Annotated in this window: 12 protein-coding genes; 8 read left to right on the top strand and 4 right to left on the bottom strand. The window is 70.1% G+C overall.

The genetic code is table 11. The features are described 5' to 3' along the window. Window positions 1-150 precede the first annotated feature (150 nt). The 5 genes from DJ476_RS33870 to DJ476_RS33850 all read left to right on the top strand — a co-directional run bounded on the left by DJ476_RS33870 (window position 151) and on the right by DJ476_RS33850 (window position 7110). Window positions 151-3597 (top strand): DNA polymerase III subunit alpha, encoded by a 3447-nt coding sequence (locus DJ476_RS33870; protein ID WP_112492324.1) that lies wholly within the window; start codon window positions 151-153, stop codon window positions 3595-3597. Further along, window positions 3594-4604 (top strand): DNA polymerase Y family protein, encoded by a 1011-nt coding sequence (locus tag DJ476_RS33865; RefSeq protein ID WP_112492323.1) that lies wholly within the window; start codon window positions 3594-3596, stop codon window positions 4602-4604. Before DJ476_RS33870 ends, DJ476_RS33865 begins: the two co-directional genes overlap by 4 nt. Before the next feature lie 308 nt (window positions 4605-4912). Beyond that, the gene (locus tag DJ476_RS33860) at window positions 4913-6166 is read left to right on the top strand and encodes an IS256 family transposase (RefSeq protein WP_112492322.1); all 1254 of its coding nucleotides are present in this window, start codon (window positions 4913-4915) and stop codon (window positions 6164-6166) included. A 13-nt stretch (window positions 6167-6179) separates the two neighbouring features. Next, the gene (locus DJ476_RS33855; RefSeq protein WP_112492321.1) at window positions 6180-6509 is read left to right on the top strand and encodes a hypothetical protein; all 330 of its coding nucleotides are present in this window, start codon (window positions 6180-6182) and stop codon (window positions 6507-6509) included. A 208-nt stretch (window positions 6510-6717) separates the two neighbouring features. Continuing rightward, a complete protein-coding gene (locus DJ476_RS33850; RefSeq protein ID WP_112492320.1) occupies window positions 6718-7110 on the top strand; it encodes a hypothetical protein in 393 nt (130 codons plus the stop codon). Between the two features lie 448 nt (window positions 7111-7558). Here the strand turns inward: DJ476_RS33850 and DJ476_RS33840 are convergent, their stop codons facing one another. Further along, window positions 7559-8698, bottom strand: a complete 1140-nt coding sequence (locus DJ476_RS33840; RefSeq protein ID WP_112492319.1) for a helix-turn-helix domain-containing protein — start codon at window positions 8696-8698, stop codon at window positions 7559-7561. Between the two features lie 131 nt (window positions 8699-8829). On the opposite strand from DJ476_RS33840, the gene DJ476_RS33835 reads away from it, so the two are divergent. Continuing rightward, complete coding sequence (locus DJ476_RS33835; protein WP_112492318.1) at window positions 8830-9840, top strand: ferredoxin reductase; 1011 nt, start codon at window positions 8830-8832, stop codon at window positions 9838-9840. 7 nt (window positions 9841-9847) lie between these two features. Next, complete coding sequence (locus DJ476_RS33830; protein ID WP_112492317.1) at window positions 9848-10969, top strand: fatty acid desaturase family protein; 1122 nt, start codon at window positions 9848-9850, stop codon at window positions 10967-10969. A 72-nt stretch (window positions 10970-11041) separates the two neighbouring features. On the opposite strand, the gene DJ476_RS34720 is transcribed toward DJ476_RS33830, so the two are convergent. Then, window positions 11042-11290, bottom strand: a complete 249-nt coding sequence (locus DJ476_RS34720) for a hypothetical protein (protein WP_128837774.1) — start codon at window positions 11288-11290, stop codon at window positions 11042-11044. A 336-nt stretch (window positions 11291-11626) separates the two neighbouring features. Between DJ476_RS34720 and DJ476_RS33825 the strand changes: the two genes are divergently transcribed. Then, window positions 11627-12148 (top strand): hypothetical protein, encoded by a 522-nt coding sequence (locus tag DJ476_RS33825; RefSeq protein WP_112492316.1) that lies wholly within the window; start codon window positions 11627-11629, stop codon window positions 12146-12148. On the opposite strand, the gene DJ476_RS35925 is transcribed toward DJ476_RS33825, so the two are convergent. Next, on the bottom strand, window positions 12078-12623 hold the full coding sequence (locus tag DJ476_RS35925; RefSeq protein ID WP_318294844.1) for a transposase: 546 nt from the start codon (window positions 12621-12623) through the stop codon (window positions 12078-12080). The genes DJ476_RS33825 and DJ476_RS35925 overlap by 71 nt on opposite strands. Before the next feature lie 264 nt (window positions 12624-12887). Further along, a complete protein-coding gene (locus DJ476_RS33815; RefSeq protein ID WP_112492315.1) occupies window positions 12888-13430 on the bottom strand; it encodes a hypothetical protein in 543 nt (180 codons plus the stop codon). Window positions 13431-14224 lie beyond the last annotated feature (794 nt).

Here is a 14224-nt window from a genome sequence, read left to right as displayed (position 1 = left end):
CATCTCTTGCACAGCACCGTTTTCGAGAGCTACCTACATAAAGCCCCTTTCAACGTTCGTGGCGCACCGCGTGTTCGAATTAATGTTCGATACAGTCGATGGAGAAGAGTTCGATTAGTAACGCTTTGGGGGTTAGGGGCGGAGGGTGCCATGCGGGAAAGCGTCCCTCACCTGCATGTCTGTAGTGGGTTTTCGGCCCGCTACGGTGCCTCGCACCCCCATGACCTCGTCGCGCGGGCGTCCGAGCGCGGGATCGGTGCGCTGGCGCTGACCGACCGCGACACGGTCGTCGGCACGGTGCGCTTCGCGAAGGCCGCCACAGCCGCCGGGGTGAAGCCGCTGTTCGGCGTCGACCTCGGCATCGCCCCTCATGTGCCCGCGGTCGAGGCCCGCCGGCGTTCCCCGGTGCGGGGCGGTGCGCACGTAGCCGAGGCAACGTTCCGGGCCACGCTCCTCGCCCGGAACGGTGCCGGGTGGGCGCGGCTGTGCCGGATGGTGTCTGCCATGCACGCGGAGGCCTTCGCCGCGGGGGCGCCGCCGGCGGCTTCGTGGGAGGTGCTCGGCCGGTACGGGGGGGAGGGGCTGGTGGTGCTGCTCGGTCCGGCGTCGGAGCCGCTGCGGGCGCTGGCCGGTGGCCGCCCGGACATGGCCGAGCAGCTCCTCGCCCCGTGGCGGCAGGTGGCCGGTGGCGGGCTGGGGCTGGAGATCGTGTGCTGGGGCCTGTCCGGCACGGGCTCGGGGTCGGTCCGTCTGGCCGCGCACACCCTGGCGCTCGCCGACCGGCTCGGTGTCCCGGCCGTGCTGACCAACGCCGTACGGTACGCCGACCGGTCCCAGCACCGGGTCGCGGACGTGCTGGACGCGGCCCGCCTCCTGCGGCCCGTCGACCGGCGGCGGCTCGACTGCGGAGAACGCTGGCTCAAGGGCGGGCCTGCAATGACGGAGATTGCCGAGCGGGTGGCGGCCGCGCACGGGGGCGGCCGGGCGCGTGCCGTGCGGCTGCTCGCCGACACCGTGGCCGTCGCGGAGGCGTGCGAGGTCGATCCTGTTAGGGATCTGGGGCTCGGGGTCCCGCATTTCCCCGAGCCGTCCGTGGTCGGGGCCGAGGCTGGGGCGGGTGGGGCGATGCGGCTGCTGCGGCAGCGGTGCGAGAGCGGCATGGCCGCCCGCGGCCTCGACCGGGACCGCCGTTCGATGGACCAGCTCGACTACGAGCTCGGCGTCATCGGCCGGCTCCACTACGAGCCGTACTTCCTGGCCGTGGCCCAGGTCGTCGCCGACGTACGGGACATGGGCATCCGGGTCGCCGCCCGCGGCTCCGGAGCCGGCTCCATGGTCAACCACAGCCTGTTCGTCGCCACCGCGAACCCGCTGGAGCACAACCTGCTCTTCGAACGGTTCCTGTCCGAGCGACGCGCCTCGCTGCCGGACATCGACATAGACGTGGAGTCCGCGCGCCGACTGGAGGTCTACGACAAGATCATCGACCGGTTCGGGCGGGATCGGGTCGCGGTCACCGGGATGCCCGAGACCTACCGGGCCCGGCACGCCCTGCGGGACACCGGCCTCGCGCTCGGGATCACCCCGGCCACGGTGGACCGGATCGCGAAGTCGTTCCCGCACATCCGGGCGTGCGACATCCGCTCCGCGCTCTCTGAGCTGCCCGAGCTGCGGGAGCTCGCCGCGGAGGCAGGGCGGTACGGGCCGCTGTGGGAGCTCGCCGAGAGCCTGGACGCGCTGCCGCGCGGGATCGCGATGCACCCCTGCGGCGTGATCCTCTCCAACACCAGCCTCCTGGACCGGCTGCCCGTACAGCCCACCCCCGGCGGCGAGTACCCGATGCTCCAGGCCGACAAGGACGACGTCGAGGACCTGGGCCTGCTCAAGCTCGACGTGCTGGGGGTGCGGATGCAGTCGGCGATGGCGCACGCCATCACCGAGATCCGCCGCACCACCGGCCGGGTCATCGACCTCGACAACCCCGACCACGTCCCCCTCGACGACCGATTTGCCTTCGCTCTCATCCAGGCCTCGGACACGGTGGCGATGTTCCAGCTGGAGTCCCCCGGCCAGCAGGACCTCGTCGGCCGGCTCCAGCCACGCGGCCCGCAGGACGTCATCGCCGACATCAGCCTCTTCCGCCCCGGCCCCGTCCAGGGCGGGATGCCCGCCCTCTACATCGCCGCCCGCCACGGCGCCACCCCCACTTACCCGCACCCGGACCTGGAACCGGTCCTGCGCGATACGTACGGGGTGACGATCTGGCACGAGCAGATCATCGACATCCTCGCCGTCATGACCGGCTGCGACCGCGCCCTCGGAGAGGTAGCCCGCCGCGCCCTCAGCGACAAGGAGCGGCTGCCCAGGGTCGAGGCGTGGTTCCGGCAGCAGGCCGGCGCCCGCGGGTACGGCCCCGGCGTCCTGGACGAAGTCTGGTCGATCGTCGCGTCGTTCGGGGCGTACGGGTTCTGCCGGGCCCACGCCGTCGCGTTCGCCGTGCCCGCGCTGCAGTCCGCCTGGCTCAAGGCCCACCACCCCGCCGCTCTGTACGCCGGACTACTGGAGCACGACCCCGGCATGTGGCCGGCCCGCGTCATCGTCGCCGACGCCCGCCGCCACAACGTCCCCGTCCTGCCCGTCGACATCAACGCCTCCCAGCCGCAGTACACGGTCGAGCGGACGGAGAAGGGGTGGGGGGTGCGGATCTCCCTGTCCACGGTCCACGGCATCTCCGAGGAGGAGGTCGCCCGGATCGCCGCAGGCCAGCCCTACACCTCCCTCCAGGACTTCTACGCCCGCGCCCACCCCAAGCTCCCCACCGTCGAGCGCCTCATCAGCATCGGCGCCCTCGACCAGCTCAAGGGCGAAGCAACACGGCGAGACCTGCTGCTCCAGGCGACCGAACTCCACCGCCAGGCCCGCACCCGCCCCGGGCCCGGGCAGCTGCCGCTCACCACCACCCCGCACACGGCCGGGGCGTCCGGGCTGCGGGAGATGACCGCCCGCGAACGCCTCGACGCCGAGCTCGGCGTCCTCAAGATCGACGTCTCCCGGCACCTCATGGAAGACCACCACCGGCTCCTGCGGGAGATCGGCGCCACCGACGCCAAACACCTGCGGGCGATGCACCCCGGGCACCGCGTCCTGGTCGCCGGCGTCCGCGCCTCCACCCAGACCCCGCCCATCGCCTCAGGCAAACGCATCATCTTCGTCACCCTCGAAGACGGCTCCGGCCTCGTCGACCTCGCCTTCTTCGAGGACTCCCACGAACGGTGCGCGCACACTGTCTTCCACCACGGGGTGCTCCTCGTACGCGGCACCGTCGAAGCCCGCGGCCCCCGGCGCACCGTCGTCGGCGAGATGGCCTGGGACCTCGACGAACTCGCCACCGCCCGCGCGACCCATGGACCCCAGGCCGTCCTTGACCTCCTCGGTCAAGCCCCGGCGCCGACGCCCGCCGAGCCCGCGGCGGGGCGAACCATTCCCGACGGCACTGCGGGAGCCCGCCTGCACCCCTGGAGCGACCTCCAGCCCGCCGGAACCCGCTCGGCCGACCTCACCCGCTTCGGGCACAGGAGCCAGGGGAGCGCCGGATGAACACCACCAGGTCGCGGCCGCGCGCGATCCTGCGCCTCCACTTCCACCCCGCCGAACGGAGCGAAGAGCTGTACGGGCAGCTGCTCACGGTCGTCGACGGCATCAGCTCCCGCGTCGAGCCCCTGCCCGCCGACTGGTCCGCGTACGCCGACCTCACCGGCGCCCTCACGTACTGGGGCCGCGACGCCGAGGGCCTGGTCGCCGTACTCCGGCTGCGCCTGCTCGCCCTCCACGGCGTTGCGTGCTCCGCCGGCGCCGGACCCACCCGCTCGATCGCAGCCATAGCCGCCGACACCACCCCGCCGGGGGCAGCCACCGTGGTACGGGACGACCCGTACGAGGTCGCCGCGTTCCTGCGCACGAAGCCGGCCTCCGCCCTGCCCGGCATCGGGCCCAAGACCGCCCGCACCCTGGCCCGCTACGGGATCAACACCGTTGGCGACATCGCCGACACCCAGCTCCCCACCCTCCAGCGCGTCCTCGGGACCACCGCGGCCCGTCTGGCCCACGACCGCGCCCGCGGTATCGACGAGCGCCCCGTCGTCCCCGGTGCCGCGCCCAGGTCGATGAGCGCGAGCCGCCGTTTCGACCGCGACGAGCTCGACCCCGACCAGCATCACCGCGCGGTTCTCGGCCTGGTTCAGGACCTCGGCGGTCGGCTCCGTACAAGCGGGGAGATCGCCCAGGCGCTCACGCTCACCGTCACCTACGCCGACGGCACCCAGACCGCCCGCAGCCGCAGCCTCGCCGAACCCACTGCGCACACCCCCGCGTTGGCGGCCGCCGCCCGCGCCCTCCTCACTGGCTTCGGACTCCAGCGCGCCCGCGTCCGCACCATCGCCCTGCGCGCAGAACGCCTCCGGCCCGCCGAGGACACCGTCCACCAGCTCACCCTCGACGCCCAAGACGACAAGCTCCGCCGCCTCGAAACCGCTCTCGATAAAGCCGCGACCCGCTACGGAACCGGTGTCGCCGGAGCCGCCTCGACATTCCCCCGGGCCGGGTAGGGATCCGGCACGCCGAGCATCCCAAGGCCGGGGCTACAGGTGCGCGTCTGAGCACCCACCGGGCACCCGGGGTAGTGAACGAGCCCAACGGAGGAACGCGCCGGGCCGTACCTGGTCAACTTGAGCATTGATCCGGATCCACGGCAGGCCGACTCATCACCGATTGGCAACCTTTGGGCAGCAACGGAGCAATGCTCGGAACCTGTGGATCGGCTCCGGGAGGAACGCGGAGGGCGTACCTTCCCGAATGATCCTTTGATGGTCTCCGAGTAGGCCCGCGTTGCAGCGCGGGTCGGGAAGGCACGCCCGTGCTCAGCGTAGTGACCGACGACGGCTCCACACAGTCCGGCTCCCTGATCGACGAGATCGTGCGGGAAGGTGCCCGCCGGATGCTGGCCGCCGCCCTGGAGGCGGAAGTCTACCAATACATAGCCGAGTTGGCGGCCGAGACCGACGAGCACGGGCGGCGCTTGGTCGTCCGCAACGGCCACCACCGGCCCCGCACCGTAGTCACCGCGGCCGGCCCGGTCGCGGTCACCGCGCCGCGCGTCAACGACCGTCGCGTCGACGAGGTCACCGGCGAGCGCAAGCGGTTCTCCTCCAAGATCCTGGCTCCTTGGTGCCGCAAGTCGCCGAAGATCTCGGAGGTGCTGCCGCTGCTCTACCTGCACGGGTTGTCGTCCGGGGACTTCGTGCCGGCGCTGGAGCAGTTCCTCGGCGGCACGGCCGGCCTGTCGCCCGCGACCGTGACCCGGCTGACGAAGCAGTGGACTGACGACCACGCCGCCTTCCAAGACCGGGACCTGTCCGACCGCGACTTCGTCTACGTGTGGGCCGACGGCGTGCACCCGAAGGTGCGGCTCGGTCAGGCGCACTCGTGCGTCCTGGTCCTGCTCGGTGTCCGTCTGGACGGCACCAAGGAACTGGTCGCCCTGGCCGAGGGACTGCGGGAGTCCACTGAGTCCTGGGCAGACTTGCTGCGGGACTGCCGCAGGCGCGGAATGCGCGACCCGGAGCTGGTCGTCGGCGATGGCGCCATGGGCCTTTGGCGGGCTCTCGCCGAGGTGTTCCCGGCCGCGAGGCAGCAGAGATGCTGGGTTCACAAATCCCGCAACGTCACCAACTGCCTGCCCAAGTCCACGCAGCCGGGTGCGACGAAGGCGATGCAGGAGATCTACAACGCAGAGGACCGCGCCCACGCGGAGAAGGCAATCGAGGGGTTCGCCCGCACCTACGGCACGAAGTGGCCCAAGGCCATTGCGAAGATCACCGACGACCGGGACGAGCTACTGGCGTTCTATGACTTCCCGGCCGAGCACTGGGTCCACCTGCGGACCACGAATCCCATCGAGTCGACGTTCTCCACGGTCAAGCTGCGGACGAAGGTCACTCGTGGCGCCGGCAGCCCGGCCGCGGCCCTGGCCATGGTGTTCAAGCTCGTCGAGTCCGCGCAGGCCCGCTGGCGCGCGATCACCGGAGCCCATCTGGTCCCGCTCGTTCGAGCCGGAGCCCGCTTCGAGAACGGCCTGCTGGTCGAACGCACCGAGACCCGCGCGGCATGAGGAGAATGTCCAGATGACCGGCTTCGACACCACGTACGGCACGAACTCCTACACGGCCAAGGAGTTGTCAGACCTGATCGCCGACCGACTCGCCGCGACCTTCACCAAACGCGAGAGCGACTACCTCGGCGTCTACTTCCTCGGCACCCTCGCCGACACGACCCGTCTCCAGGTCCAGCCGAACGCCATTCCCGGAGACGATGGGAAAGACGATCTCTACGAGGACGAATACCCCGACGTGTCCGTACTCGTGCTCGTCACCTCGGCGGCCGCCGACGAGGCCCTCAGCGACGAACTCTCGGCGATCGAAGGACTTACCCGACTCCGATCACTTCGAAGCTGAGCAACCGCTGATCCACAGGTATTGACGATTGCTCCCGACTGCCTCCCGTCGAATCCGAGACTGCCTGACCGGATCGGCCCTCTAGGCCGCATGACTCAACCTGTGACCCGAACCTGCATCCGACTGGTCGGGCTTCCGTCTCGGATACCGTGTTCCTCTATGGGGTGCCATAACGGATGTGACGCCCCCCACCGGAGGTAATCAGCGTATGAGTTCAAAGCGCAGCAAGAATCCAGCCCTGCCCGTACTCGACGACGCATTCCGACTCGCGTCGGTCAAGGACGCCGAAGAGTCCACCCGTGACTTGGCCGCACGGCTGGCCACCACCGAGCTGCGCCGCGCTTCCCACCCGGGCCGGGTCACCTGGGAACCCACCGATCAGGCCGAGCCCGTTCCGGTCCCGCCGACTGTGGTCGACGGTGACGGGGACCTGTGGCTGCGGGACCGGGGCACCGGCACCTGGACCATGCCCGAGTTCAACCCGAAGGAGTTCCCGGCCCGCTGTGGCGAGGTTCTAACGTGGAACGAGCTTGCCTGCGAGTTCGGCCCCCTTACCGCACTGGCCGACGACCGCCGCATCGGCCGCGGCCGGCGTCGCTGACCACGCATTCTTCGCGCGGATCGTAGGGCCGAACAGGACTCTGGATCGCCGTCGGGTCCGGTGTTCGCAGCTAGCAGCGAGGCGGCTTGGCTGCCGAGGACAGCGACCACGTAGGTCGTCCCCACCGTGCGCGGACCTCGATCAGTTTGCCCACAGCGTCGTCGATGCGGTTCGCGGCCTCCTCGTTTTGGAGGAACAACCCGAGCCGGTCGGCGAGGAACATCCAGACGGGCGCCACACGGCCGGCCTGGTCGAGGGTGAGGGGGTGTGCCGGATGGAGGCACGCTGCAGACGCGGGTGAGGGGGCGTCGCCGACGAGCACCAAGGCGCGGCACGCAGGCTCACCATGCGGTGGTCAGCTCCTTCGCGGTGGGGCGGTCGGCGGGGTCAGGGGCGACGGCGCGGGCGGTGCCGGTGAGCAGCAGGGACGGTCTGGTCGACGTACGTGTCAGGTGCCCCGTAGACCGACCGCGAGCATCAGTTCGAGGGCCCGGTGCGGCGATGTGAGGTCCGGGAACAGCTCCCGCAGCTGCGACATCCGGTACCGGACCGTCTGGGGATGGACGAACAGCGCCGCCGCCACCTCCTCCCGCCTGCCTTGGTGCAGCAGCCACGCCCGCAGCGTGTCCTCCAGCCGCCGTGCGGTCGCGACCGGCAGCGACCGCAGCGGTGCGAGGGCTCGGGCCCGCAGGTCCGCGAGCGCGTCCATGTCGGCGCTCAGTACCAGCTCGGGCAGGTGCTCCTCGGTGTCGCGGATGCCGGGGTGAAGGGAGCGCGCGCGTGCGGCTCGTGCGTACGAGGCGGACGCGCGAGCCCAGGGCCGCGCCGGGCCGACCACGGCGGTGCGGTCGGTGAGCTGCCGCAGGAGGTGCGACCGGTCGGCATCGGGGACGAGCAGCACACCGGTGGCGTCCGGCAGGTCGTCGAGGACGAGGGTGCTCGGATCGAGCGTGCGGTAGGCAGGCCGGGCCTGCGCGGCGGGCAGGAGGACCGCGGTGAGCGAGACCGGGGTCTGCCACTCGGCCCGTTGCGCAGAGGCCAGCAGCACGTCCGGGCTCACGCTGGCGAGGAGCTCGCGGGCCAGGTGTTCCAGGTGGCGCTCGTGGGCCCGGCCCTGGGCGGCAAGCTCGTCAGCGTGGCCCGCGGCGCTCGCGGCGGAGAGCTCGTCGATGTAGGCGAAGGTCAGCTCGGCGAACTTGGCGACCTCGGCGGCGGGCAGACCTGCGGAGACGGCACCCGCCGCCAGGCATCGCCAGGCCACGCGGGCGCCGACGCGATAGGCGCTGAGCAGGGCGTCCATCGAACGGCCGTCGCGGACCTCGCCGCGGCCCAGCTCGTAGGCTGCGTCACCGCCGTCGCCGCCGGTGGCGTTCCCGCTCGCGAGGTCCAGGTAGTACCCCAGGGCGGTGCGGACGGCTCGGCGGATGGTGGCGCCCATACGGCCCGAGAGGGCATTGGCGTAGGAAGGGACCTCGTCGATGATCGCCTGGACGACCTCGTCCGCGGTGGTCTTCAGCGCGGCCCGAAGCGCGGTGACCGTCGTCTCGTCGAGGGCCAGTTCACTGGCCCTTCGCATGGCATGGCTCACGTTTTGTTTCCTGCGAACAATTCAGCCGATCAAATTCACATCTTTCGGTCAGGACCTTACCCCCTGAGGGGCAGCAAGCTGGAGGCATGACGAGAGCAGCCCTCCGCGGCAGGGCGTGGAAACTGTTGGAGATGGTCACGACGCCGCTGCTGCCGTCGGACTACCTCGACCTGATCAGCCCGCTGCGGGCGGGTGCCGACCTGCGCGGGCGCATCGAGGCCGTGCACCCCGAGACCGATGACGCCGCGACTGTCGTGATCAGGCCCGGACGGGGCTGGCGCGGCCACACGGCTGGCCAGTACGTGCGGATCGGGGTCGACGTCGACGGAGTGCGCCTGTGGCGTGCCTACTCCCTCACCTCGCCGGCGAACCGCGTGGACGGCCGCGTCACGATCACCGTGAAGGCGATCCCGGGCGGCAAGGTCAGCAATCACCTGGTCCGCAGGGCGGGACCGGGCACGCTGATCCAGCTCGACCAGCCGACCGGTGACTTCGTGCTGCCGCGGGCCGAGCCCGCCAAGGTGCTGTTCCTGACGGCTGGCAGCGGCATCACTCCCATCATGGGCATGCTGCGCGACACCGACTTCGACGACGTCGTCATGGTCCACTGCGCGCCGCGGCCGCAGGACGTGATCTTCCGCGGAGAACTGCACGACCTGGTCGCGGCCGGGAAGCTTCGGCTCACCGAGGTGCACACCGACGCGGACGGCATGCTCGACATCGCCCGGTTCGACGAACTCGTGCCCGACTGGGCCGAGCGCGAGACCTGGGCTTGCGGGCCCGCGGGCCTGCTCGACGCCGCCGAAGAGCACTGGACCGAGCACGGCGTACCAGAGCACCTGCACACCGAACGCTTCCGCCCCAGCGTCGTCGTCGCCGGCGACGGCGGCGAGGTCACGTTCAGCGCCACCGGCAAGACCATCGACGCTGACGGCGCCACGCCATTGCTGGACATCGGCGAGGAGGCCGGCGTGCTCATGCCCTCCGGGTGCCGCATGGGCATCTGCTTCGGCTGCGTCACGCCGCTCAAGGCCGGCGCCGTCCGCGACCTGCGCACCGGTGAGATCACCGAGGCCGAGCCGGGCGTCCTCATCCAGACCTGCGTGTCCGCCGCGGCGGGCCCCTGCGACATCGAACGGTAGGAGCACCTTGACCGCCATCGACCCCACCGCCCACCTGACCGCGGACCAGATCGAGGAGCTCGGCCGCGAACTGGACGCGATCCGCGACGAGGTGATCGCCGGCCGCGGCGAGAAGGACGCCGCCTACATCCGCCGGGTCATCTCGGCGCAGCGCAAGCTGGAGCTGGTCAGCAGGGGGGTGCTGCTGTTCTCGATCTTCCCGCCCGCGTGGCTGATCGGCACCGCCGGGCTGTCCGTGGCGAAGATCATGGACAACATGGAGATCGGCCACAACGTCCTGCACGGCCAGTGGGACTGGATGCGGGACCCGAAGATCCACTCCACCACCTGGGAATGGGATCACGTCTCGCCCTCCGATCAGTGGAAGCACTCGCACAACGAGCTGCACCACACGTACACCAACGTGATCGGCAAGGACAACGACCTCGGCTACGGCATCATGCGCGTCGACGAGGACCAGAAGTGGCACCCCTTCCACCTCGGCCAGCCGCTGTGGAACTTCATCAACGCTTGCTTCTTCGAGTACGGCATCGCCGCGTACGACCTGGAGCTCGGCAGGAGCCTGAACAAGCGCCGCCGCAAGAACCCGGAGTTCCGTGCGCGGGCCAAGGCCGTGGGTCGCAAGATCCGCAAGCAGGTGCTGAAGGACTACGTGATCCACCCGCTGCTGTCGGGCCCGTCGTTCCTCCCCACGCTGGCCGCCACGTTCACCGCGAACCTGGTCCGCAACCTCTGGTCCCACTCGGTGATCATGTGCGGGCACTTCCCCGAGGGCGTACAGGTCTTCGAGCGCCGGTCGATCAAGGGCGAGACGCGCGGCCAGTGGTACCTGCGCCAGATGATGGGCTCGGCGAACATCAGCGGCAGTAAGGCCATGCACTTCATGACCGGCAACCTGTCGCACCAGATCGAACACCACCTGTTCCCTGACCTGCCGAGCAACCGGTACGCCGAGGTCGCGGTGAAGGTGCGCGCGCTGTTCGAGAAGTACGAGCTGGAGTACGTCACCGGACCGCTGCCCCGGCAGGTGTTCTCCGCGTGGCGCAAGGTCTTCCGGCTCTCGCTGCCGAACAGGAAGCCCAAGGTCGACACGCCGGACCGCCGCGAGCAGGAGCTCGTCGCGGCCTGACTCCCGGTATTGGTTCAGATCTTTCGTCCGGACCAGCGGCACCGCCGGTCCGGTCCGCTGCGATGGAACAGGTCACCCCGTGTTGCACCCCTCCGGCGGGTCAGCCCGAGCGGTCGTGGCGTCCGGGTCGGCCTGGGCGAGGCGCCCGGCGGACTTGAGGTCGCCGTCGACCGGGGTGCCGGTGCGGGCGAGAACAGCGATGCACGGGCGCGGCGCGGACGGGTACGGGAACGGGGACGGGCAGCAGGGCGACGACGGCCGCGTGGTGGTCGCTGTTCTCGTCCGGGAGGTCAGATGGTCGCACGCCCCGGCGGCTGACACCAAGGGCCTCCTTCGCGCCCCGGTTCCCCTGCCGGAACCGGCGGCCAGGGACGACCCGGCCCGCGCACGAACGGGAACTCGTGAAACGCGCTGTCACCTCACGCGGATGATCAGCGATTTCACGTGTGTACCGGCCGCGGTCGGTGAGGCCGCATCCCGAGCCACGCCATCGGATGACATGGCTCGGCCAGACGAGTGATAGCGGCCGCCGCGGGCCGCTGCCGGACGGGCCGGTGTCCCAAGATCGGTGCCGCCGCCGTCTCAGGCGACATCTACTCTCCGCCGCGTCTGTGCCGTGCGATCGGATCGACCACGGCTGTTCGAGGAGTCCCACCCATGCGTTCACGCGTCATCGCCCTCACGGCCGCCGGGCTGGCGGCCACCGCGGCACTCGCGCAACCCGCCCACGCCGCCCCGCTCGTCGACGGGGTCTACCGGTTCGCGGCTCTCACGGACGGCAAGTGTCTGGTCTGGCCCAAGACACACGCGAGCATCGGCGTGGTGTCGCTGGGCGACTGCGCGGAGACCGCATCCACGTCGGCAAACTGGCACGTGCTGCAACGCCCCGACGGAATGATGGAGATCTCCCCGGCAGGCTCGGACTCGCGCACCTGCATGAGAGTAACGTCGCAGCACACCGTATCGGTCAGCAGCTGCGGTGACAGGTACGCCGAGTGGACCGTCTCCTACGGCTCCGCCGGGCCCGGCAGCGTGGTGTGGGCAGACATCGAGCACACGCCCGGCGACTTCTCCCCCTCATACGGAAAGATCGTGGACGATCCCGGCGTCAACGGCCGGATCGTGGTGAGGCACGCCCCCGTCGAACCGCACTACTGGGCACTCCAGCCGGCCGGATAGCAGTCGTCGGGCCGATCACGGTCTCGGATGCCCCTTGCCGCCTCGTGCCGCAGGCGTGCCCTCCTGGCCCTGGTCGATGCCGGGAGACCCGCTCGGCGAGCGCGGCCGGCCTTTTCTTGCCGTACACCGACGGCGGCCAGAGCCAGGCTCGCTCGCGCACCAGTCCGGCCTCCTTCAGGCGGGCCAGCACGAGGTCGAGAAGACGGTCGGCACGGCCATCCTCGGCGAGACGATCGCGGAAGTCGGCCAGCACACTGTGGTGGAAGCCTGGATCGTCCAGTTCCATGGCCATCGCGTACTTGAAGTCGATGCGGCAGCGGACCGCCTCGTCGGCCTGCCGGTCCGACAGGCCGAGAAGGAACTGCAGTACGCAGACGGTGGCCAGTTGAGCGGGCGAGAAACCCGGCCGTCCGTCCCTGGGATACCAGTCGGCGAAGTCCTCGTCGCGCCACATCCCGTCCAGCCGGTCACGCACCCATATCGCCTTCCGCGCCGCCCGGGTTGCTTGCCCGCGCGATCTGCGCGGTCAGAGGCGGAACGTGCTCACCGGAACGGGGGCGCAGGGACAACGAGCACCTCGACAGCTGCAACGGTCGGCAGAACTACCCGAGCATGCCCGTTGACCATGCTGCCGCACCGGGAAACGCCAAGATCGCCGACAGAGTCAAGCTGAGAGCCGTTCAGCCGGAAGCGCGCGTGTCTGTCCGTCCGCCCGATCCAGTGTGGCTCTGATGACAGCTCAGTTGATGGTGAGGGTGGCGACGCTGTCGATTCGGGAGACCGTTCCCAGGCCGAGGGTGCAGGCGAGGACGTCGGTGGAGGGGGCGACGAGCTGGTAGAGGACGGTGTCTCCGGTGAAGAGGCCGGAGGTGACGGTGCCTGTGACCGTGGTGGTGAGTACGGCGGCGGCGAGGTTGACGGTCCTGGTGCCGGTGACGACGGTGGTGGCGCCGGTGTTCCAGGTGAAGCTGATGGTGGTGGGGGCGGTGTTCAGGAGGGTGAGGCAGGAGTAGGACGGGATGGTCACCTGGCTCACGGTGACGGGTGCCGAGTTGATGGCGGGCACGCTCAGCGAGGTGCAGGTGTTGAGATCCCGGGTGATGGTCACGGTGGTGCTGGCAGGTGTCAGGCTCAGGGGCGGTGAGTAGCTGGAGGAGTCGTTGCTGGGCGTCGTGCACAGGATGTCGCCCACTGCCGCATGGGCCGGTGACCCAGCCGCTACTACCGAGGCCGCGGCCAGCGCCAGCGCGCTGAACAAGCCGATGGCAGAATTTCGCTTCATCGAGGAGCCCCCCTTCCTAGGGACTCGACGGTCCCACGGGCAGGTCATCGCAGCTAGCGGCAATCCGGCCACCGTCTCGGTGGCCCGGAAGGCCCACCGAGACGGGCTTCGGCGCAGGCCGGTATGCAGCGATCTCGGTCAGGTGGTGACGCTTGGTGCCATAGGCGGGGAGGGCGCAGTTGTGGGTGGACGCGCAGGCAACGGCATGCCAGCCGGTAGCCCGGACGGACGCGACGGGACAGTGGCGACGGTGACCGTCGTAGCCTCAAGGGCCTGGGGAGGCATTCGTATCACGCCGCGCCTGATGAGGAACGTCTCCACCCCGCGGCTCGGCTACGCACCGCCCCCGAGGAGGACGGGAGCCTGCGGACGGACTCGGCAGCAAGTCCGCAGTTCGCCTGAACCAGCAGGGCCGAGCTCCTCGAAGCTCGCCCCAGGAGCCCCAGGAACAGCTCCCCAGCTCACCACCCTTGTCCTGAAATGGGGCTGTGCGTGACGAGTGTCTCGCTGTCACGCTGCACAGGTACTCACCCTCCCGTCAGGGCGTGACGTCGTTTCGATGACACCCCTGTGTCCTGCGGTGCGTGGGGAGAGTTCCTGGAAACGACTGAGGGAAATCCATGTCCGTAAGCAGACGTATTCGTGCTCTTCTCGGTGTTGGCGCGCTGACCGCCGCAGCGGTTCTGCTCCCCGTGCAGCCGGCCGGCGCGGCCGAGCAGGTCATCCCCTACCAGGTGGTGTGCGGAGGCAGTCAGACCACGACGTATAACCCTGGGCTCACCAACACACCCCAG

This window comes from Streptomyces bacillaris (assembly GCF_003268675.1).
GTDB lineage: Bacteria > Actinomycetota > Actinomycetes > Streptomycetales > Streptomycetaceae > Streptomyces > Streptomyces bacillaris.
The sequence above is the reverse complement of the archived record's forward strand: the minus strand, read 5'-3'. Positions and strand labels throughout refer to the sequence as shown.

What these genes read in the sequence shown, in the direction of transcription:
- DJ476_RS33870 (WP_112492324.1), top strand. Translation starts at nt 151, where the DNA reads ATGCGGGAAAGCGTCCCTCACCTGCATGTCTGTAGTGGGTTTTCGGCC.
- DJ476_RS33865 (WP_112492323.1), top strand. Translation starts at nt 3,594, where the DNA reads ATGAACACCACCAGGTCGCGGCCGCGCGCGATCCTGCGCCTCCACTTC.
- DJ476_RS33855 (WP_112492321.1), top strand. Translation starts at nt 6,180, where the DNA reads ATGACCGGCTTCGACACCACGTACGGCACGAACTCCTACACGGCCAAG.
- DJ476_RS33850 (WP_112492320.1), top strand. Translation starts at nt 6,718, where the DNA reads ATGAGTTCAAAGCGCAGCAAGAATCCAGCCCTGCCCGTACTCGACGAC.
- DJ476_RS33835 (WP_112492318.1), top strand. Translation starts at nt 8,830, where the DNA reads ATGGTCACGACGCCGCTGCTGCCGTCGGACTACCTCGACCTGATCAGC.
- DJ476_RS33825 (WP_112492316.1), top strand. Translation starts at nt 11,627, where the DNA reads ATGCGTTCACGCGTCATCGCCCTCACGGCCGCCGGGCTGGCGGCCACC.
- DJ476_RS33815 (WP_112492315.1), bottom strand. Translation starts at nt 13,430, where the DNA reads ATGAAGCGAAATTCTGCCATCGGCTTGTTCAGCGCGCTGGCGCTGGCC.